This window comes from Schaalia meyeri (genome assembly GCF_900105015.1).
Classification (GTDB): Bacteria; Actinomycetota; Actinomycetes; order Actinomycetales; family Actinomycetaceae; genus Pauljensenia; species Pauljensenia meyeri.
In genome coordinates, this window is the sequence record NZ_FNLK01000006.1 from 32,874 (window position 1) to 50,194 (window position 17,321).

Consider the following 17,321-nt stretch of genomic DNA (forward strand, 5'->3'; position numbering starts at 1 on the left):
AGAAGCGGCCTCGTCCCCAGTCGGGGGTGAGGCCGCTTTCCTGTACAGGCGGGCGTCTGTTGCCACCGGCGTGTGTGTCTCTGTGGACACCTGTCCCTGCGTGTGTGTTGCCGCGGGCGCGCCTCGTTGACGACGGTGAGCTCGTGGCTGGTGGGTTGCTGTGGCTGGGTGAAACCGGGGCCACCCCTGCTGTGGTGGATTGCCGCTGAATCGGCTGTTTTGCTGAGGCGGGGACGCGTGTTGGTTTCAGATACGTGAGCGCCCCCGCGAAGCGGGCCCCGAATCCCACGCCAGCAGCCTGCGGTGATCTCACATCAAGCCTGGGCACGCGAGCGTCGAGATGCTCCGGCGTGACAGCGGTCGGCGTGCTGCGATGCCGCAGACCTGAGCCTCCGCGTGGAGGCTCTTTCGCTTGGTGACATGCGCAGTGGGGCGCGACGGGTGGGGCGCGCGGGTACTATTGGCAGGGTGAACGCTACCGACATGCATCCCGTCCTCGTCGTCGATTTTGGCGCGCAGTATGCCCAGCTGATCGCCCGCCGCGTGCGCGAGGCCAGCGTCTACTCTGAGATCGTCCCCCACACGATGAGCGTGGCGGACATGCTGGCCAAGGCGCCGACCGCGATCATCCTGTCCGGCGGCCCCTCCTCCGTGTACGAGGCGGGCGCCCCCTCCGTGGATCCCGCGATTTTCGAGGCCGGGGTGCCGGTCCTGGGGATCTGCTACGGCTTCCAGACGATGGCCCACGCCCTGGGGGGCACGGTGGGCCGTACGGGCACCCGCGAGTACGGGCACACCGAGGCCGCGGTCGCGGGCGATTCCTGCCTGTTCGCGGGAACGCCGGAGGAACAGATCGTGTGGATGAGTCACGGCGACGCCGTTCAGGGAGCGCCCGAGGGGTTCACCGTCACGGCGTCCACCGCCGAAACCCCGGTCGCCGCCTTCGAGGACCGGGGGCGTCGCCTTTTCGGCCTGCAGTGGCACCCCGAGGTGGGGCACTCGCGCTTCGGCCAGGACGCGCTGCGGAACTTCCTGTACGAGGGTGCCGGGATCGAGCCTACGTGGACGGCCGGCTCCATCGTCGATGAGCAGGTCGCGAGGATCCGCGAGCAGGTCGGCGACGCGCAGGTCATCTGCGCGCTGTCGGGCGGCGTGGACTCTTCCGTGGCCGCGGCGCTGGTGCACAAGGCCGTCGGCGACCAGCTGACCTGCTTCTTTATCGACCACGGCCTGCTGCGCGCGGGCGAGCGCGAGCAGGTGGAGGGCGACTACGCGCGCGGCATGGGCATCCGCGTCATCACGTGTGACGAAACGGATCGTTTCCTCGGCGCGCTGGCGGGCGTGACCGAGCCCGAGGCGAAGCGCAAGATCATCGGCCGCGAATTCATCCGCTCCTTCGAGGCCGCACAGAAGCAGGTCGTCGAACAGGTGGGCGCGTCTGGCGGCGAGGTGAAGTTCCTGGTGCAGGGCACCCTGTACCCCGATGTCGTCGAATCCGGCGGCGGCGAGGGTGCCGCCAACATCAAGAGCCATCACAACGTGGGCGGCCTGCCCGAGGACATGGCCTTCGAGCTGGTGGAGCCGCTGCGTACCCTGTTCAAGGACGAGGTGCGCGCGGTCGGCCGCGAGCTGGGCCTGCCGGACTACCTGGTGAATCGCCAGCCCTTCCCGGGCCCGGGCCTGGGGATCCGCATCATCGGCGAGGTGACGCGCGAGCGCCTGGACATCCTGCGCGCCGCCGACCTGATCGCCCGCCAGGAGCTGACCGCTGCGGGGTTGGACCAGCAGATCTGGCAGTGCCCCGTGGTGTTGCTGGCGGACGTGCGCAGCGTGGGCGTGCAGGGCGACGGGCGCACCTACGGTCACCCGATCGTGCTGCGCCCCGTGTCCTCCGAGGACGCGATGACGGCCGACTGGACGCGCCTGCCCTACGACGTCCTGGCCCGTATCTCGACGCGCATCACGAACTCCGTGCCCGAGGTCAACCGCGTGGTCCTCGACGTCACCTCCAAGCCCCCGGCCACCATCGAATGGGAGTGAGGCGCTTCCAGGGCCGCGCTGATTGACTAGCCCTGGCCTCGTCCCAAGAAACGGGGACGAGGCCGGGGTTATGCTTGTGCGCGGGGGTGCTGGACCGGTCAGGAAGGAGTCGGTCAGCGAAAGTGGCGCATGCGCGCGTGAAGGGTAGGGGAGCGGTCCTAGGCCTCCCTGGGGGGCTCCCCGTGGGTGCTGTCAGCATCCCGTAGAAGCGCGTACAGTTTGGCGGCTGAGATCAGGTCGGCGATGGGCAGAGCGTGCCTCTTGATGTAGGTCTTTGCGACGTCGGCGCTGATGAGCCCTTGTTCGCGTGCGCGACGTGCCGCTGCGAATCCGTAGGAGGAGGTGATGAGCATGAGAAAGTAGGCCGCCGCGAACGTTGGAAACATCAAGATGAATCCCATGATGAAACGACCGATGTCGACGAAGATATACCGTCCCGCCCACTGCGCAAAGAGGAGCGTCTCAAGAAAGATGGGAAGCAAGCATAGCTTCAGGAGTAGATCCCAAAATGCCAGGGCGCGTGGCTGATCCTCGCGTCGAAGCCAGAGTGCGCACGCCAGGTTCGCCGCGCCGGTGGCGAACATCAATGCGGTCCACGCGCTCGTTGGTATCGCATCCGACATGTAACCGATAAGGGGGTGGAGGGGCCAGCCGCAGTAAGTTACGACGACGAACAGGAGGGGCGCTGCGATGCGTACGACCGTGGGCATGAGTGGCCTTCTTTCTGGGGCAAATTGTGTCCCGTCTTCGTTAGACCTCGGCAACGTTGCGGAGGTCCGACGAACAAACGGACAACACGTGCTCACAGGCAAATGTAGCACGGAGCCATAACGGAGGTGATGCGCGAACTCACCTTTATCCCTCTTGACGAGGCGCGAGACGCGCCTATACTGAACACCGTTCATTGTAGGTTGATGTGCGTGGGGAGGCGGCGGATTCGCGTGCCAAAGCAAGTGATTGACAAGGAGAGGTTGATCGACGAGGCCTATGCTATCGCCGCGCGCGAAGGGGTCTCCGCGCTCTCCGTGCGGAAACTCGCCGCGGCGTGCGGAATCGCGGTCGGCTCGGTGTACGTCTATTTCCCGACGAAGGCCGACCTCACCGCCGCCGTGCTGACACGCTTCTTTGAGGAGAACCTCTCCGAGGAGCTGTGCGCCGTGCATCCCGGCGAGTGCTTCACCTCCTACGCCAGGCGCTTCCGCGACGCCTTGAGCGGCGCGGTCGCAGCAATGGATATCGACTGGTTCGCCCAGATGCGGCGCCTGCCCGACAGTGAGCGCAGTGCCCTGGAAGCCGCGCGCGCCCCCGTGATGGCCCACATGGAGGCGGGACTCCGACGGGTTCTTGAGGCCGACCAGGCGGTGGTTCGCGCGCGGCTCGTCGGCTCTCTTCGCCCAGAGTCCCTCTGTCGCTTTACCCTCCGAAGCGTCTTTGCCTCGCTGATCGAGGGGGCCGACTGCGAGACGCTCTTTGCCCTGCTGGACGTGGCCCTATACGACGCCGCACCGCACGCCAACGGAAAGGAAGCCGCGCGATGAAAAGGCTCCGCATCAGGAAAGAAAACCTCATCGTCGTGGCCGGCGTGGTGTGGCTGGTCGCCGGGGTTAACGTCGCCATCCTGGGCGTGCGCGCGGCCATTCACATGAGCGGTGCGGCGCTACTCGTTGCCCTCGCCCTGGCCGCGGGGTCAATCGTGATTTTCTGCGCGTTTCACGCGATGTTCAGCAGGCTCGTGGCAAAGAACTCCGAGCGAATCAGGGGGCTTGAGGGCGAGAGGCACAATCCCCTTCGATTCCTTGACGCGCGGAGCTACGCGACGATGGCGGTCATGATGTCTATCGGCTTTGGGATGAGGGCGGTCGGGCTCATCCCTGAGTGGTTCGTAGCCTTCTTCTACACGGGCCTGGGCCTCGCCCTCGCCCTGGCCGGGGTCAGCTTCCTCCTGCATCGCGCGGCAGGCCAGGGCTGGGCGTTCCATGCGCGCCGCCGCTGAGCGATGCGCGACATCCCCCTGTACGCCATCGGCAACTCGGAAACCTGGGCGTGACGGGCGACGGGGCCAGCTCGCAGGGCTCCGGGGGCTCGTCCATTGACGAGGACAAGGCCAGTGGCGTGCGAAAAGGAGACGATGTGCTCGCCGAGTTCCCGGAACCCTGAGGTGGCGATGAATCACGTGGTGGTACGCTGTCGTCGTTCAAAGCCAATCGGAAACGAGACTGGACGCGCATGGACTTCTACACCCTCGATTACATCGTCTCCCATCAGAGTGCTGATTCGACGCGGCGCGTGGCGGCGATCATCGTCCTGCTTCTGGTTGCTCTCGTTTTCAGTGTTCTCTACCTGCGTGACAGAGCGCGGACCCGTTGGCGTGACGCCGGGGTGGGCCTCCTTGTTCTCTCCCTCGTGCTGCTGGGTATCCAGACCGAGCAGTTCTTCCGATTGAGCAATCAGCTTTCCCAGTCCCAGCTGCTCGTGCACTTCATAGAGGGCGTCGCCACAGACCATGACGTCCCAGCCAGCGAGGTCTTGGTGAACTCGACGTCTCTGCAAGACGGTATCATCGTGCGTTTCAACGAGGAGGACTACCTGGTCCACCTGGGCGACGATAACAACTCCTACACGCTTGAGCGAACCCACATCATTGATCACAACGTCTATGTGAACGGGAAACACTGACATGGATTTCTACACGCTGACGGCCATCAAGTTCGCGCTGGGGATCCTCATGATGATCTTCCAGATCAACATTCTCGGTAAGCGAGACTTCTCGCTCAATACCCCGCTCAACCAGGTCCAGAACTATGTGCTGGGCGGCATCATCGGCGGAGTCATCTACAACTCGTCGATCACGCTGCTGCAGTTCCTGATCATCATCCTCATCTGGTCGCTCGTTGTTGTGGCCACGAAGATCCTCATTGATACCAGCAAGACGTTCAAGAAGCTCGCGGCTTGCCAGCCCGAGCTGCTCATCCGCGACGGAAAAGTGGACATCGCCCGATGCGCGAAAGTCGGGCTGACGGCCCAGGGGCTGAGCAGGAGCCTTCGCGAGCACGGCGTCTCCAGCGTGGCAGACATTGAGGCGGCCATCATGGAAACCAATGGAAGCCTCACGATTCGGGCGCGTGATGATGGTGCCAGGCGTTCGCTCCTGCCGCTGGTGAGCGATGGGCAGATGGTATCCGATGGCCTTGCGCTCGCGGGCAGGGATGCCGCGTGGGTGAAGGAACAGCTGAAGGCGCAGGGCTATTCCTCGGTCAAGCAGGTCTTCCTGGGCGAGCTGGTTGACGGTAAGCTTGAGGTCGTGCCTTTCTCGAAGGCCGCTAAACTCGCGCAGCGAGAGACGCCGCGGGGCAGCTGAGATCGCGAGGGGTCCGGAACAATGTGGTCCTATTGGTATAAGGAGGCCCTTTCATGGCCCGCCCGACGAGCAAAGACGAGCTGATCGCCGCGTCCGCGCGCGGATACGGGAAACTCACGGAGTTTATTGCCTCCATGACCGAGGGTGAGCTGGCGGCCCCCTTCGACTTCTCTGCTGATACGGGCCGGAAGGAGGCGCACTGGAGCCGGGATGAGAACCTGCGCGACGTCCTGGCCCATCTCCACGAGTGGCACCTGCTTCTGCTGGACTGGGCGGGTGCCAACGCGGCCGGGGAGAAACGGCCGTTCCTGCCCAAACCCTACACGTGGCGGACCTACGGCGACATGAACGTCGCCCTGTGGCGAAAACACCAGGAGACGCCCCTGGAGAAGGCCCGCGGGCTGCTAGAAGAGTCCCACAACGCGGTCATGGCCCTGGCGGCGGGGTTCTCCGACGAGGAACTGTTCCATAAAGGACGATTCGACTGGACGGGGACCACGACGCTGGGCTCTTACTTCGTGAGCGCCACGAGTTCCCACTACGACTGGGCGCTCAAGAAACTTTGCGCCCACCGAAGGGCATGCGCGAGGCGCGCCTAGCCGAGCCTGGGTGTACGCGCGGGTCTCGCTCCCACGGGCGGCCCCTCGCGCTCAGGCGCCCGCGGGGCTTCGCTTTTCGCGACGAGGCCGGGTGGGCGCCGATGCGGGAGGCACCCCTTGTGGCGCAGCCGGATTACCGCCAGTGGCGGTATAATTATGGCGGTAATGAAAGGACCGCCCATGCCCTTGGAACCGTCAATCGAACGCAACGACGCGATCGATGCGCTGTGCATGGAGATTGCGGAACTCGTGGGCATGCTTACCCCTCACGCTCCATTGGCGACCAGCCCGACGCTGCATCGAAAGCTGAGGATCGAGACGATTCACTCATCCCTCGTGATAGAGGGAAATAGGCTCGACGAGCGGGCGGTGACCGCAATCCTCGACGGAAAACGAGTGCTCGGTGACCGCAGAGACATCCTGGAAGTTGAGAATGCGCGTCGTGCCTACGATCTCATCCCCGGCTTGGATCCGTATTCGGTGGAGGATCTGCTTCGCGCTCATCGCGCGATGATGGACGGACTCGTGCCTGATGCCGGGCGTTTCCGTTCCGGTAACGTCGGAGTATTCGACGCAGATGTCCTCATTCACGCGGGAACGCCGGCGGCCTACGTGCCGGAGGTGATGGCAGATGTCTTTGGCTGGTTGCGCGCCACGCGCATGCATCCCCTGCTCGCCTCGTGCGTCTTTCACTTCGAGTTCGAGTTCTGTCACCCCTTCTCTGACGGTAACGGCAGGGTGGGCAGGCTCTGGCATACCCTGCTTTTGTCGAGGTGGCGGCCTGTGCTGGCGTGGCTGCCCATCGAGAGTGCGATCAGGAGGAGGCAGGCGGTGTACTACGAGGCCCTCGCTGAGTCGGGCGCAAGCGGCTCAAGCGGGCGTTTCGTCGAGTTCATGCTTGAGGTGGTCAGGGAGTCGATTCTTCCGTTCGCGAGGCCGCCGAGCAAGAGCGATGCGGCTCGGACCCGCGTGCTTGACTTCTTCCGGCAGAACAGCAGGGGCACGCTCACCCAGCTCTCGGAAATCCTCGGGTGCTCGAAGCGGAGCGCCGAGCGGATCGTCGCGGAACTGAAAGAGGAAGGCCTGCTGATCCGGCAGGGAAGTGCGAGGTCCGGCGTGTGGATCGTCCGCGCAGGGGGGAGCCTCACACCTCGGCCTCGCCGTAGCGCCGACGCAACTGCGCGCGCAGATCCCTGAAGTATCGGGCCTGGTATGAGCGCAGGAACAGTCTGGCAAGCCAGCCGGGGACAAACCTGCCCCGCACATCCACGTCCTCCGTGAACTGCAGGTGGCACCCGGAACCCGTCCGCGTGAAGACGCCTCGCCATGATCCCTCCAGGGCCTCCCCGTCGATGGAGAACTCCCACACCTGCTCCTCCTCCCGGCGCACGGTCGTGAAACGAATGGGCGTGCCGCCCTTGGGATACTCGATGAAGTCGTGCTCGCCGACCCTCTCGCATCGCTCCAGATCCGAACGCCACCGCCACTGACCGACATCGGTGACAACACGCCACACCTGGGATACCGACCAGGGCAGGTCGGCCTCGTGAACCACGCGAACTCGTGTCATCGTCTCTCACTATCCCTTCCGCATCGGAGCCCAGGCCCTGGATGAGTGTGTCATGTCCCCGCCCGGCTCCTCCCGGTCACCCTCTCAGGATGCACAACTCCCTGAAGCGGTCGTCGAGCTCGGCGATTCCCTCCAGCGTGTCCGCCAGGGCCTCGTTGTCCTCCGTCAGGGTGTGCAGGTGCGCCTGCCCAAACAGGGAGGCGATCCGCTCCTTGAGCTCTGCCCGCTCCGCGTCGTGTTCGGCCAGGAAACGGGCAGCGTAGATGCTCCTCGCCGCAGCCAGTCGGAAACTGAAGTACTGGTGCATCTGCTTTTGCTGCGAGCTCATTCCGTTGCTGCCGATGGCCTCGGCGTAGGCGCGGATGACGCCCGACTCGCCCTGCTCGTAGCGCTTCCTCATGATCGACGAGACCTCCCGGTAGACCTCCTCGCGCCCCGGCTCCCTCACCCGCGTGAAGTTGCCCCACATGGAGAAGGCACCCCTCTTGTAGGAGATTGCCCGCGCTTCCCAGGCCTTCGCGAAGGCCTGGAACTCCATGCTCATACAGGGGAATCCCGCCGGATCGTGCAGGTGGATCCGGCCGCCGGTAAGGCCGAAGACGCAGACGAAGTGGTCGACCCCGCCCAGGCCCTGAAAGTTCGGGTTGTAGGTGAGCAGTCCCATGTCCAGGGGGCCCACCACCACGGGGCCGCTCTCCAGCATGCCCGCGAGCCGATCCCGGACCTCGGCGAGATCGCAGCCGGGTTCTTCGGCGAAGAAGTCCTCCCATTCGAAGCCGAGCATGCGCAGGCAGTTACTGATGGACACGTCGGGCTCCCCGTTGTCGAAGAAGACGAGCGGATGCCGAGGGTCGTCTTCCATGACGCTCGCGCCGTTGCCCATGACCATGAGTGCCTCCAGGCGCTCGGGCCGCACGGGAAACCCGTAAGAATCCAGGGCCATCGCCAGGGAGTTGGTGTAGCACAGCGACACGTCTCCGAAGTACAGGCTCATGCGTTCGCCTCGCTTTCTGCGCGTATGGGATCGATCCGTACCGGTCAATCCCGGAATCGTGGAGGGACAAGCCGCGATGCGCCCTCGCTCGCCCCCGGAGACAGAATGACTGCGGCCGGTGGCCAGGGGAGCGGTCGGTGCTCACTCAGCCCTTCACTCACGATAGCGGTGAGAAAAAATCCCGTCAACACAAGGAAAAATCGGGTTTGCATCGCAGGGGCTCACCGATAAAATCCCCGGTCGGTAAGGAAGTATGATCCTCGGTGCGGCCTCGCTTCGCCTCGTCTCGGGCGCCGCCCTCGCTGATGATCCAGAAGGCCCGCGCCCGCGCCCGGCTGATTTGGCCCAGCGGCCAGGTCACCTCGCCGCAATCGGAACGGCCAGCCTCGCGGCATTGTGGCCGGGACCTTGACACCTTGCGAGTTGGCGCCCGATGGTGTTCCCTGTGAGCAGTGACCGTTCCTGCGATGCAAAGGAGAGAAAGGCCATGGCCGAACTGAGCGAGCTGTCGATGACCCTGTACATTCCCCTCGTGGGGCGCATCTATGCGTCGAAACACTATCCCGATATGATCGCCGACTCCAAGGTGCTGGACCTCGAACCTGCCCTGCCCTCGGACGCCGCGAAGATGTGCGACGCGCAAAATGAATACACGATGCTCTCGAGCGTCGCGCGTTCCGTCAACATGGACCGCCGGATCCGGGAGTTCCTCGCGGCGCACGCTGACGCGACGGTCGTGAACGTCGGATGTGGCCTGGAGACGACGTACTGGCGCTGCGACAACGGTCGCGCACTCTGGTTCGAACTGGACCTGCCCGAGGTCATTGACGTGCGCAGGGAACTCCTCAAGCCCGGCGATCGGCAGTTCCTGATCCCGGGGGACATGTTCGACTACTCGTGGATCGAACGGGTGAAGGAGCACGGTGAGCGCCCCACCATTGTCGTCGTCTCGGGCGTCTTCCACTTCTTCGAAGAGGAACGCGTCGTCGACTTCATCAACCATCTGGCCGCTTTCGACGACGTGCGAGTGATCTTCGATGTGACCTCGTCGAGGGGCCTGAAGATGTCGCAGCGCTACGTGAAGCATTTGAAAAACGCCTCGGTCATGCGCTTTTCGATCGATGACCCCCACGCGTTCGCCGACAGGCTCATCGATCAGGCGCGCCTGATCGAACACACCCCCTACTACCGGGACATCCACGTGCGCGGGACGAGACTGTCGACCAGGGCCGCCATGCGTATCTCCGACCTGTTCCGCATGGTGTTCATGACCACCATCGATATTCAGAGGTAGTGAGGGGGTTCCCCTCAGCGCCATCCCCTCAGGAAGGCGTCGAGGCCTCGTTCGAATTGGGCGTTGAAGTCCCAGTTCCCCTCCATCATGTCGCCTATGAGGCCCCTGAGGGCGGCCAGGTCGCCCTCAGGCAGGGTCGCTATCGCATCGGCGAGGCCATCGTCGGGTTTGCCCGACGCGCCGCCGACCGGAGGAACGACCTCGGCCGCCGCGAATCCCGTGGTGTACACGGAGACAGCGGAGATGACGGCGAGTATGTCCAGGGGCGCCTCGAAACCAGCCTCCGTCAGGCGCGCCATGACTTTGGCGAGAAGCGCGAACTGGCCCGGCGTCGAAACGGGGTGCGTGAGCACCAGGATCACGGTGCCCGGGTGGGCCAGGAGGGTCGTGTGGAGGGCGATGGCGTATTCGCGCGCGAAACTCCGCCAGTCGCCGTCCGCTAGGCCGTCTTCGACGCGCGCGAGGAAAGAATCGAAGGCGATCCGCAGCACCTCCTCGGCGACGCCCTCAAGCAATGCGGCCTTGTCGGGCACGTGTCGGTAGAAAGCCGTTTGGGACACGCCGAGGCGTTTGCCGAGGGCGCGCAACGACAGGGAGGGCAGGCCCTCCTCGTCGACGAGCGTGAGCGCCGCCGCGAGGATCTTCCCCCTCGTGAGCGTCCGTGTTCTGGGCGCGCCACCGGGCATGGCCTCTCCTCCCTGGCTTCGCGTGAAAAGTTTACTCCTTCTTTACCGCGAATCGTACCATCGCCAGCGTGGCCAGGCCGACGAAGAACGCCGCGAGGACGCCAACGGCTGGGAGCACGCCGACGACGCCCGCCCCGTCCAGACTCACCGAGTGGATGGCGTCGATTGCCCAGTACGCGGGGGAGAAGCGCGCGGCGCGCTGCGCCCAGTCGGGGAAGCTCGACACCGTGCAGAACGCCCCACCGATTCCGGCGGCGAGCATGCCGATGATGTTCGACAGGGAGAGCGCAACATCGTGGGAGGGCGCCCACAGGGCGATCGCCACGCCCAGCGCGGCCAGGACGGCGGAGAAGGCGAGTATCGCCAGCAGGAGCGCGGTCACCGATCCTTTCGGCCTGTACCCGAAGATGAGTGCACCGAGGGCGAGCACGGCGAGCACCTGGACGAACTGTAGGAGGTAGGCGACCAGTGCCTTACCGGCGAGCACGGCGCCGCGTGGAGTGGCCGAGGCGGCCAGCCTGGGCCACGTCCCCCACGCGTGCTCGTTGATGAAGGAGTTGATGATGGTCTGCACGGACAGGAACGAGAAGAGCACCGCCATCGATGGTACCGCCTGCTCCGCCCCGGTCGCGTCCACGTACCCGTCCGCTACCAGCATGGATTTGAACGCGGGGGTCATGAAGGGGATGAGGATCAGGGGGATGACCGTGAGGATGAGTGTGGAGGCTGGGTCCGTGAGCTGGAGGCGGATGTTGAGCCGGATGACGGCCGATAGTTTCTTAAGCATTGTCCTCTTCTTCCTTTCCGACGATGGAGAGATAGGCGCTCTGTATGCCCGCCTGCCCGATGTGGATGTCCTCCAGGTGGTTGTCCTTCAGTGCTGGGGAGGCCAGGGCCTGTGCGATGAGCGCACCGGGATTGGGGATGTCGCCTTCTTGATAAAGCCACCCGTCCTGGATCCTCCAGCCGTCCAGGGGTGGGGGCGTGTGGGCGAAACTCAGGGCGATGGAGGCGCGGGCGTGGTCGGCGATAATGCGGTCGAGTGTCCCCGACACGACGATGCGCCCGCCATAGAGGATGGCGATGTCCGCCCCGAGCTCCTCGAACTCAGCGAGGTAGTGCGAGGTGTAGATGACGGCAGCGCCCGATTGGGCGAGTGAGCGCACCGCGCGAAGAATCTGGCTCCGGGCCTCGACGTCAGCGCCGACCGTTGGCTCGTCCATGAAGACCACCTCCGGGCGGTGCATGATCGCCATGCCCGCGTGCAGCCTGCGCCGCTGGCCGCCGGACAGGTGCTTCGCCCGCTTGGAGCACTGCTCCTTCAGGCCGAGGAGCTCCATGACCTCGTCGGTCCTGGCCCTGGCCTGTTTCCGGGGAACGCCCCCGAGCTGCCCGTAGAACGAGAGGTTCTGGGCGACGGTGAGGTCGGGGTAGACGCCGAGGTCCTGCGGGGCGTACCCGATGTGCTGGCCGACTCGCTCTTTGGCGGGGTCTGCGCCGCACACGGACACCGTTCCCGAGTCGGCGCTCCTCAGTCCGCACATGACCTCGATGAGGGTTGACTTCCCGGCGCCGTTGCGCCCGAGGAGGCCGAGCACTTGGCCCCGCGCGACGTCGAGGTTCACTCCGCGCAGGACCTCGTGGTCCCCGTAACTCTTGTGCACCGAACGCAGGCGCAGCGCCGACGCGTTCGTTTTTGATCTAGGCATGTGACAGCCCTCCATAAGTTGACGCTGTTAACTTGTTCTGACGGTTGATAGGTTAACAGTGTTAACTTAGGGTTGCAAGCCCGAGAGAAAAGGAATGAATCGCCCGGCTTGCCTTTGGTTACGCCGGGTTCGCGCCGCCAGATGTGCCGCGGGGTGCGGCTGCTCGCGCCCGATCGCGCAAGCCGCGCAGCCACGCCAGGCGTTCCTTGAAGCGCCTCTCGTTGCCCTGCTCGGTGGGCCTGTAGTACTCGGCGCCCGCGAGCGAGTCGGGCAGGCACCGCATGTCGGCGGCCACCTTATCCGCCTCGTGGTGGGCCAGCCGGTACCCCTGCCCGTATCCCAGGTTCCTCATGAGGTGGGTCGGGGCGTTGCGGATGGCGAGGGGGACAGGGTCGGCCTGGGTGCGCAGCGCGTCCTTCTTTGCCCTCTCGTAGGCGACGTAGGAGCTGTTCGACTTCGGCGCCAGCGACAGGTAGATGACGGCCTCGGCCAGGTGGACCGAGCACTCGGGCATGCCGATGAAATGCGCCGCTTGGAAGGCGTTGATCGCCACGCCCAGCGCGTTCGTGTCCGCCAGGCCCACGTCCTCGGAGGCGAAGCGCGTGATGCGCCGCGCCACGTACAGGGGATCCTCGCCGCCCTCGAGCATGCGGGCCAGCCAGTACACGGCCGCGTCCGGGTCCGAGTTGCGCATCGACTTGTGCAGGGCCGAGATGATGTTGTAGTGTTCCTCGCCGTCCTTGTCGTAGAGCAGGCTCTTGCGCGAGGTGCACTGCTGGACCGTCTCGGCGCTGACCGTGGTCGCCCTGCCGTGCTCGTCGCCGTTGAGGACCGCCATTTCCAGGGTGGACAGGGCCACGCGTGCGTCCCCGTTGCTGAACACCGCGATGGCGTGCAGCAGGTTCTCCTCAATGCGCACCTTCTGCTCGCCGAAGCCGCGGGGGTCGGCCAGGGCGCGGCGCAGCAAGGCGGTGATGTCGTCCTCGGCCAGGGTGTTGAGGACGAACACCTTGCAGCGTGACAGGAGCGCGTTGTTGACCTCGAAGGAGGGGTTCTCGGTGGTCGCGCCGATCAGGATGATCGACCCCTTCTCCACGAAGGGCAAGAAAGCGTCCTGCTGCGCCTTGTTGAAGCGGTGGATCTCATCGACGAAGACGATGGTGCGCCTGCCCATGGACGCCTGCGCGTCAGCCTGCTTCATCACCTCGCGGATCTCTTTGATGCCGCTGGTCACCGCGGAAAAATCGATGAACGAGGCGCAGGTGTGGCGGGCGATCACGCGTGCGAGGGTGGTCTTGCCGACCCCGGGAGGCCCCCAGAAGATCATGGAGGGGGTGCGGTCGGCCTCGATCATAGAGCGCAGGGCCTTGCCGGGCCCGAGCTGGTGGGATTGCCCCACGACCTCGGCGAGAGAAGTTGGGCGCATGCGGTCGGCGAGGGGGCGTGCCTCCTCACCGGAATCCTCGAACAAAGAGCGCTGTTGAACGCCAGACATGGACCGTCCCTCCTGCGTGGGGCGCGGGCCGCCTCGCGTGGCTCGCGTCTGTCTCCAGGGTAGGACCGCCCGCCCTCGTCTGTGTCCCGCGTGGGGCGTGGATGTTGACAGGGGCGAAGGACAGATGGCGGTAAACGCGTCGCCAGCCGTACGGTTCTGGTATGTCGCGAGCCTATTTTGCCGGGAGGATACGCCTAGGCCGACGGAAACAGGCGCGGCAGGTTGTGTGCCACCTGATTTTGGACGGAGGCCATGGAGTGGGTCTCTCCCTCGTCGATCCACACCTGCAGGCTCTCCGGGGTCATCAGGTTCGGGTAGTCCATGCGGAGCTCGTCCACTTGAAGACTCATGTCCCACAGGGCCGGGTCTTTCGATCCGACGGAAGCCAGGATCTGGAAGTCGTCAGGCCCGTAGTCCGCGCTCTCGGAACCGGCGGTAATGAGCTGCGCGAGCTGATCGAGGTCCGCGTCCGTATCGCGTCCGATCCATGACTCGCCGGCCATCGGCATGTACCCGTAGAAATGCTGCGGGCGCATGGAAAAGACGTCCCACGTGGTGGTCGCTCCCATCGAGAAACCACCGAAGGCGCGGTGCGTGCGGGAAGCCTGCAAGGACTGATCCGAGGTGTCGCCGTGGGCGAACGTCGTGTAGCGCGATTCAACGCGGTCGGTGATCGTGTCGATCTCGGTGGTTGCGAAGAAACGATTGAGCTCGTAATCGTCCTCGTAATCATCTCCCGCGAAGGAGCGATCCGGATAGTAGGTCGTGAAAACGACGAGCGTCGGAGAGAGCTGGTCCGAGGTCGTGAGGTTGTCGACGACGGGGGCAAGCACCTCCGCCAGCCCGTCGGCGCTGCCCCGCCAGCCGTGCGTCAGGTAGACGATGTTCGCGGGAGTGTCCGGCGAGTAGGTGCTGGGAACGTAGACGTACGCTTCCTTGTCGTAAGTGACACCCCGGTAGGTCTGCTGGTAGGCCACCGTGTCAATGGAGCCGTACAGCTCCGATGCCATGGCCGAGAAGGGCACAAACACCGACAGGGCGCTCTCCTCGTCGTCCACGTAGTTCAGTGCGCGCACCGCCTGGTCGAAGGTGTACGAGGCGATGCCCAGGAGGGGAAGGACGATGGCGAGCGTCGCGCCGATCAGGGCGGTCCTCCTGACCGGTGACCTGAGTAATCTGGTGTTCATCGCATGCACCTCGCGTCCCCCCTCGTCCTTTGCCTTCATGGCCTCCACTGTAGTTCCTGTACCCCCGCAGACGCTAACGAGTGTGGGATGTCCCGCCTTTGGTACGCGAGAGGCGTAACCGCTCTCAGTCTCTGCCTGCGGCGCGAGGGGCATAGGCGAGGATCCACTGCCTTCGCGTGCAGTTGCCGCTTCCTCAGCGTTAGTGGGCGGCGGTGGCAAACCGAGGGGGTGCATTCGCGCGCGGCGGGCCTACCCTGAAGGCATGACCCCCGAGATCACCAACCCTGCCATCCGAGCGATCGCCGACGCGATCGCCGCCGACCCGGCCAACGCCTCGTACACAGCGCGTGGGGTGAAACCGCTGTTCTACGCGGACCCGCGATGTCGCGTCATGATCGTCGGCCAGGCTCCTGGGCGCGTCGCCGAAGAGAGCGGCATCGCGTGGAATGACCGCAGCGGCGACCGGCTGCGCGACTGGATGGGTGTCGACCGGGAGGCGTTCTACGACTCGGGCAAGATCGCGATCGTCCCCATGGACTTCTACTTCCCCGGCACTGGAAGAAGCGGCGACCTGCCCCCGCGCAAGGGCTTCGCCGAGAAATGGCACCCGCGTATCCTCGAACTCATGCCACGCCTGGACCTGACGATCCTCGTCGGTGCCTACGCGGCCAGGCGCTACCTGCACCTGCCATCATCCGCCTCGCTCACCCAGATCGTGCGCGGCTATCGCGACTACCTGCCCGCTTACTTCCCCCTGGTCCACCCCTCGCCCCGCAACCAAATATGGATGAAGAAGAACCCCTGGTTCGCCGCCGATGTACTGCCGGAGCTTAAGGATCGGGTCGGAGTGCTGCTCGCCTGACAGGGTCGCAGCCGTGGCCGACTTGATGGCACACTGGATGCCATGGACGACCTGCGCATCCCGCCCGGCCCCGGCTGCCCGCGCGGATTGGTCGTGCCCGCAGGCGAGCTGGGGGAGCGCTTCTCCCACGCCTCGGGTCCCGGCGGACAGGGCGTGAACACCGCGGACTCGCGCGTGCAACTCAGCCTGGACCTGGCCACGACCACCGCCCTGGACGGCGGTCAGCGCGAGCGGGCGCTGACCCGCCTGCGCGAGCGCCTGGCGGGCACCGTCCTCACCATCGTGGCCACCGAGCACCGCTCCCAGCGGCGCAACCGCGTGGCCGCGCGCGAACGGCTGGCGGCACTCCTGCGCGGCTCGCTGGCACCGCCCAGGCCTCGCCGCCCCACCAAGCCGCCCCACGGATCCAAGCTGCGCCGCCTGGCGGACAAGAAAAAACGCGCCGAGGTCAAGGCGCGCCGACGCCGCCCCGACGCGGAGTGACCCCCGAGCCTTGGGCACGAACCCTGGGCGTCGCGCGATCTGTTGAGGGACACGTCGGCCGCAATCCTCTCGGGCACACCCCGGGCATCGCGCCCGCCGAGCCCTCTCCGCCGCGCGCGGTGGCCCGCCCGGTCGCGCCCCACGCAGCCCCCGCTGCTACCGCACCTCCCCCCACTGGTCCCCGTCCGTGCGCCAGCCGATGAATGTCCAGGTCACGGGAAGCCTGTAGTCCAGCGTCCAATACTCCGAAGAAGCATCGTCAGTCTCCGAGCGCGGCACGCGCGCAACATGGTCCGCGGCGTAGGCGTCGAAAAGCCGCTGTTCCCGCGCGGTGAAGGGCTCAGGGCCAGCCAGGCGCCTCAGGTCGGCCCGGGCCTCGTCAAAAGAGGGGAAGCGCATCGGACGAAACGTCCTGGTGGTCGCGGAGAAGGGAACCCGGCCCATGGCCGACAGCGCCCGCTCCACGTCCCGGACGATGCGGGGCCTCCGTGCGGCGCGCCCCAGGTAGTTCAGCAGGCGCGGGTCGCAGGAGGGCAGGGCGCTGGCGGACACGACGACCGCCGCCTTCGAGCGGGCAGCCCGGTCGAGCTTGGTGACGTGGGCCTGCACCCCATCGGCCACCAGGGAGCGCGAGGCGAAGGCGACGTCCACGCTGTTCTCGCCCAGGCCCGCCGCCTCCCAGTCGTCGTCCCACGCGAGCAGGTGCGAGGAAATGGGGAGGCGCTCCTGGGCGGTGCGCTCGTCGAGGATGGTTAGCATCGCCTGGGCGAAATCGCAGGCGTGCACGCGGTGGCCCCGTTTCGCCAGGGGGACCGCCAGCGTGCCGGTCGCGCAGCCCATGTCGAGCACCGTGTCCGCCTCCTCGAGCGCGAGGAGTTCCAGGAGCCAGCTTTCGTAGGCGCTGGTGGCGACGCGGGTGAATCTGGCGGCTCGCTTATTCCAGTATTCCCTGGAATCGTGGTTGTTCGAGTCTGTGCGGTTGCTGCTGCGTGTTGGCATTGGCCGGTGCCCCTTGATTTTCCTGTCCAGGCCGGGCGGTGGCGC

19 protein-coding genes are annotated in these 17,321 nt (G+C 65.5%); 10 read left to right on the forward strand and 9 right to left on the reverse strand.

Going from position 1 to position 17,321, the window contains the following annotated elements; all coding sequences use genetic code 11:
• Positions 1–483: 483 nt before the first annotated feature.
• Positions 484–2,040, forward strand: a complete 1,557-nt coding sequence (gene guaA / locus BLT68_RS03000; RefSeq protein WP_074632751.1) for a glutamine-hydrolyzing GMP synthase — start codon at positions 484–486, stop codon at positions 2,038–2,040.
• 158 nt (positions 2,041–2,198) lie between these two features.
• Here guaA and BLT68_RS03005 read toward each other — a convergent pair whose 3' ends face one another.
• Entirely contained in the window at positions 2,199–2,750 is a 552-nt protein-coding gene (locus BLT68_RS03005; RefSeq protein WP_050695173.1) for a hypothetical protein, read from the reverse strand.
• Positions 2,751–2,981: 231 nt separating this feature from the next.
• On the opposite strand from BLT68_RS03005, the gene BLT68_RS03010 reads away from it, so the two are divergent.
• The 6 genes from BLT68_RS03010 (at position 2,982) to BLT68_RS03035 (ending at position 7,194) form a co-directional block, all read left to right on the forward strand.
• The gene (locus BLT68_RS03010) at positions 2,982–3,578 is read left to right on the forward strand and encodes a TetR family transcriptional regulator (RefSeq protein ID WP_074632822.1); all 597 of its coding nucleotides are present in this window, start codon (positions 2,982–2,984) and stop codon (positions 3,576–3,578) included.
• Complete coding sequence (locus tag BLT68_RS03015; RefSeq protein WP_074632753.1) at positions 3,575–4,033, forward strand: hypothetical protein; 459 nt, start codon at positions 3,575–3,577, stop codon at positions 4,031–4,033. Before BLT68_RS03010 ends, BLT68_RS03015 begins: the two co-directional genes overlap by 4 nt.
• Positions 4,034–4,266: 233 nt before the next feature.
• Positions 4,267–4,716, forward strand: a complete 450-nt coding sequence (locus tag BLT68_RS03020) for a DUF3290 domain-containing protein (RefSeq protein WP_074632754.1) — start codon at positions 4,267–4,269, stop codon at positions 4,714–4,716.
• A gap of 1 nt (position 4,717) precedes the next feature.
• On the forward strand, positions 4,718–5,398 hold the full coding sequence (locus BLT68_RS03025) for a DUF421 domain-containing protein (RefSeq protein ID WP_070779318.1): 681 nt from the start codon (positions 4,718–4,720) through the stop codon (positions 5,396–5,398).
• A gap of 53 nt (positions 5,399–5,451) precedes the next feature.
• Positions 5,452–5,997: a ClbS/DfsB family four-helix bundle protein gene (locus tag BLT68_RS03030; RefSeq protein ID WP_070779317.1), complete on the forward strand. Its 546-nt coding sequence runs from the start codon at positions 5,452–5,454 to the stop codon at positions 5,995–5,997.
• 180 nt (positions 5,998–6,177) lie between these two features.
• Entirely contained in the window at positions 6,178–7,194 is a 1,017-nt protein-coding gene (locus tag BLT68_RS03035) for a Fic family protein (protein WP_074632756.1), read from the forward strand.
• Here the strand turns inward: BLT68_RS03035 and BLT68_RS03040 are convergent.
• Positions 7,142–7,567: an SRPBCC family protein gene (locus BLT68_RS03040; protein ID WP_074632757.1), complete on the reverse strand. Its 426-nt coding sequence runs from the start codon at positions 7,565–7,567 to the stop codon at positions 7,142–7,144. The genes BLT68_RS03035 and BLT68_RS03040 overlap by 53 nt on opposite strands.
• 76 nt (positions 7,568–7,643) lie before the next feature.
• On the reverse strand, positions 7,644–8,561 hold the full coding sequence (locus tag BLT68_RS03045) for a DNA repair protein RadC (protein ID WP_074632759.1): 918 nt from the start codon (positions 8,559–8,561) through the stop codon (positions 7,644–7,646).
• Between the two features lie 487 nt (positions 8,562–9,048).
• Between BLT68_RS03045 and BLT68_RS03050 the strand changes: the two genes are divergently transcribed.
• The gene (locus tag BLT68_RS03050) at positions 9,049–9,855 is read left to right on the forward strand and encodes a class I SAM-dependent methyltransferase (RefSeq protein ID WP_074632760.1); all 807 of its coding nucleotides are present in this window, start codon (positions 9,049–9,051) and stop codon (positions 9,853–9,855) included.
• Between the two features lie 14 nt (positions 9,856–9,869).
• Here the strand turns inward: BLT68_RS03050 and BLT68_RS03055 are convergent, their stop codons facing one another.
• The 5 genes from BLT68_RS03055 to BLT68_RS03075 all read right to left on the reverse strand — a co-directional run bounded on the left by BLT68_RS03055 (position 9,870) and on the right by BLT68_RS03075 (position 14,971).
• Complete coding sequence (locus BLT68_RS03055) at positions 9,870–10,541, reverse strand: TetR family transcriptional regulator (protein ID WP_074632762.1); 672 nt, start codon at positions 10,539–10,541, stop codon at positions 9,870–9,872.
• 31 nt (positions 10,542–10,572) lie between these two features.
• On the reverse strand, positions 10,573–11,328 hold the full coding sequence (locus BLT68_RS03060; protein ID WP_074632763.1) for an ABC transporter permease: 756 nt from the start codon (positions 11,326–11,328) through the stop codon (positions 10,573–10,575).
• Positions 11,321–12,250, reverse strand: coding sequence for an ABC transporter ATP-binding protein (locus BLT68_RS03065; protein WP_074632765.1), 930 nt, complete (start codon positions 12,248–12,250; stop codon positions 11,321–11,323). The genes BLT68_RS03060 and BLT68_RS03065 overlap by 8 nt, the downstream gene beginning before the upstream one ends.
• A gap of 118 nt (positions 12,251–12,368) precedes the next feature.
• Complete coding sequence (locus BLT68_RS03070; RefSeq protein WP_074632766.1) at positions 12,369–13,745, reverse strand: replication-associated recombination protein A; 1,377 nt, start codon at positions 13,743–13,745, stop codon at positions 12,369–12,371.
• A gap of 194 nt (positions 13,746–13,939) precedes the next feature.
• Positions 13,940–14,971: an alpha/beta hydrolase gene (locus tag BLT68_RS03075; protein WP_408641286.1), complete on the reverse strand. Its 1,032-nt coding sequence runs from the start codon at positions 14,969–14,971 to the stop codon at positions 13,940–13,942.
• A gap of 223 nt (positions 14,972–15,194) precedes the next feature.
• Between BLT68_RS03075 and BLT68_RS03080 the strand changes: the two genes are divergently transcribed.
• Together BLT68_RS03080 and arfB are read left to right on the forward strand one after the other, a co-directional pair.
• Positions 15,195–15,794 (forward strand): uracil-DNA glycosylase family protein, encoded by a 600-nt coding sequence (locus tag BLT68_RS03080; protein ID WP_050695160.1) that lies wholly within the window; start codon positions 15,195–15,197, stop codon positions 15,792–15,794.
• A 42-nt stretch (positions 15,795–15,836) separates the two neighbouring features.
• A complete protein-coding gene (arfB, locus tag BLT68_RS03085) occupies positions 15,837–16,277 on the forward strand; it encodes an alternative ribosome rescue aminoacyl-tRNA hydrolase ArfB (protein ID WP_074632768.1) in 441 nt (146 codons plus the stop codon).
• Between the two features lie 156 nt (positions 16,278–16,433).
• On the opposite strand, the gene BLT68_RS03090 is transcribed toward arfB, so the two are convergent.
• Positions 16,434–17,276 carry a class I SAM-dependent methyltransferase gene (locus BLT68_RS03090; RefSeq protein ID WP_074632770.1) on the reverse strand — a complete coding sequence of 281 codons (843 nt, stop codon included), beginning with the start codon at positions 17,274–17,276 and terminating at the stop codon, positions 16,434–16,436.
• Positions 17,277–17,321: the final 45 nt, after the last annotated feature.

Coding starts and splice junctions, on each gene's coding strand:
- BLT68_RS03080 (WP_050695160.1), top strand. CDS start 15,195: ATGACCCCCGAGATCACCAACCCTGCCATCCGAGCGATCGCCGACGCG.
- BLT68_RS03015 (WP_074632753.1), top strand. CDS start 3,575: ATGAAAAGGCTCCGCATCAGGAAAGAAAACCTCATCGTCGTGGCCGGC.
- arfB (WP_074632768.1), top strand. CDS start 15,837: ATGGACGACCTGCGCATCCCGCCCGGCCCCGGCTGCCCGCGCGGATTG.
- BLT68_RS03090 (WP_074632770.1), bottom strand. CDS start 17,276: ATGCCAACACGCAGCAGCAACCGCACAGACTCGAACAACCACGATTCC.
- BLT68_RS03020 (WP_074632754.1), top strand. CDS start 4,267: ATGGACTTCTACACCCTCGATTACATCGTCTCCCATCAGAGTGCTGAT.
- BLT68_RS03050 (WP_074632760.1), top strand. CDS start 9,049: ATGGCCGAACTGAGCGAGCTGTCGATGACCCTGTACATTCCCCTCGTG.
- BLT68_RS03055 (WP_074632762.1), bottom strand. CDS start 10,541: ATGCCCGGTGGCGCGCCCAGAACACGGACGCTCACGAGGGGGAAGATC.
- BLT68_RS03030 (WP_070779317.1), top strand. CDS start 5,452: ATGGCCCGCCCGACGAGCAAAGACGAGCTGATCGCCGCGTCCGCGCGC.
- BLT68_RS03070 (WP_074632766.1), bottom strand. CDS start 13,745: ATGTCTGGCGTTCAACAGCGCTCTTTGTTCGAGGATTCCGGTGAGGAG.
- BLT68_RS03035 (WP_074632756.1), top strand. CDS start 6,178: ATGCCCTTGGAACCGTCAATCGAACGCAACGACGCGATCGATGCGCTG.
- BLT68_RS03060 (WP_074632763.1), bottom strand. CDS start 11,328: ATGCTTAAGAAACTATCGGCCGTCATCCGGCTCAACATCCGCCTCCAG.
- BLT68_RS03040 (WP_074632757.1), bottom strand. CDS start 7,567: ATGACACGAGTTCGCGTGGTTCACGAGGCCGACCTGCCCTGGTCGGTA.
- BLT68_RS03065 (WP_074632765.1), bottom strand. CDS start 12,250: ATGCCTAGATCAAAAACGAACGCGTCGGCGCTGCGCCTGCGTTCGGTG.
- BLT68_RS03005 (WP_050695173.1), bottom strand. CDS start 2,750: ATGCCCACGGTCGTACGCATCGCAGCGCCCCTCCTGTTCGTCGTCGTA.
- BLT68_RS03045 (WP_074632759.1), bottom strand. CDS start 8,561: ATGAGCCTGTACTTCGGAGACGTGTCGCTGTGCTACACCAACTCCCTG.
- guaA (WP_074632751.1), top strand. CDS start 484: ATGCATCCCGTCCTCGTCGTCGATTTTGGCGCGCAGTATGCCCAGCTG.
- BLT68_RS03025 (WP_070779318.1), top strand. CDS start 4,718: ATGGATTTCTACACGCTGACGGCCATCAAGTTCGCGCTGGGGATCCTC.
- BLT68_RS03075 (WP_408641286.1), bottom strand. CDS start 14,971: ATGAAGGCAAAGGACGAGGGGGGACGCGAGGTGCATGCGATGAACACC.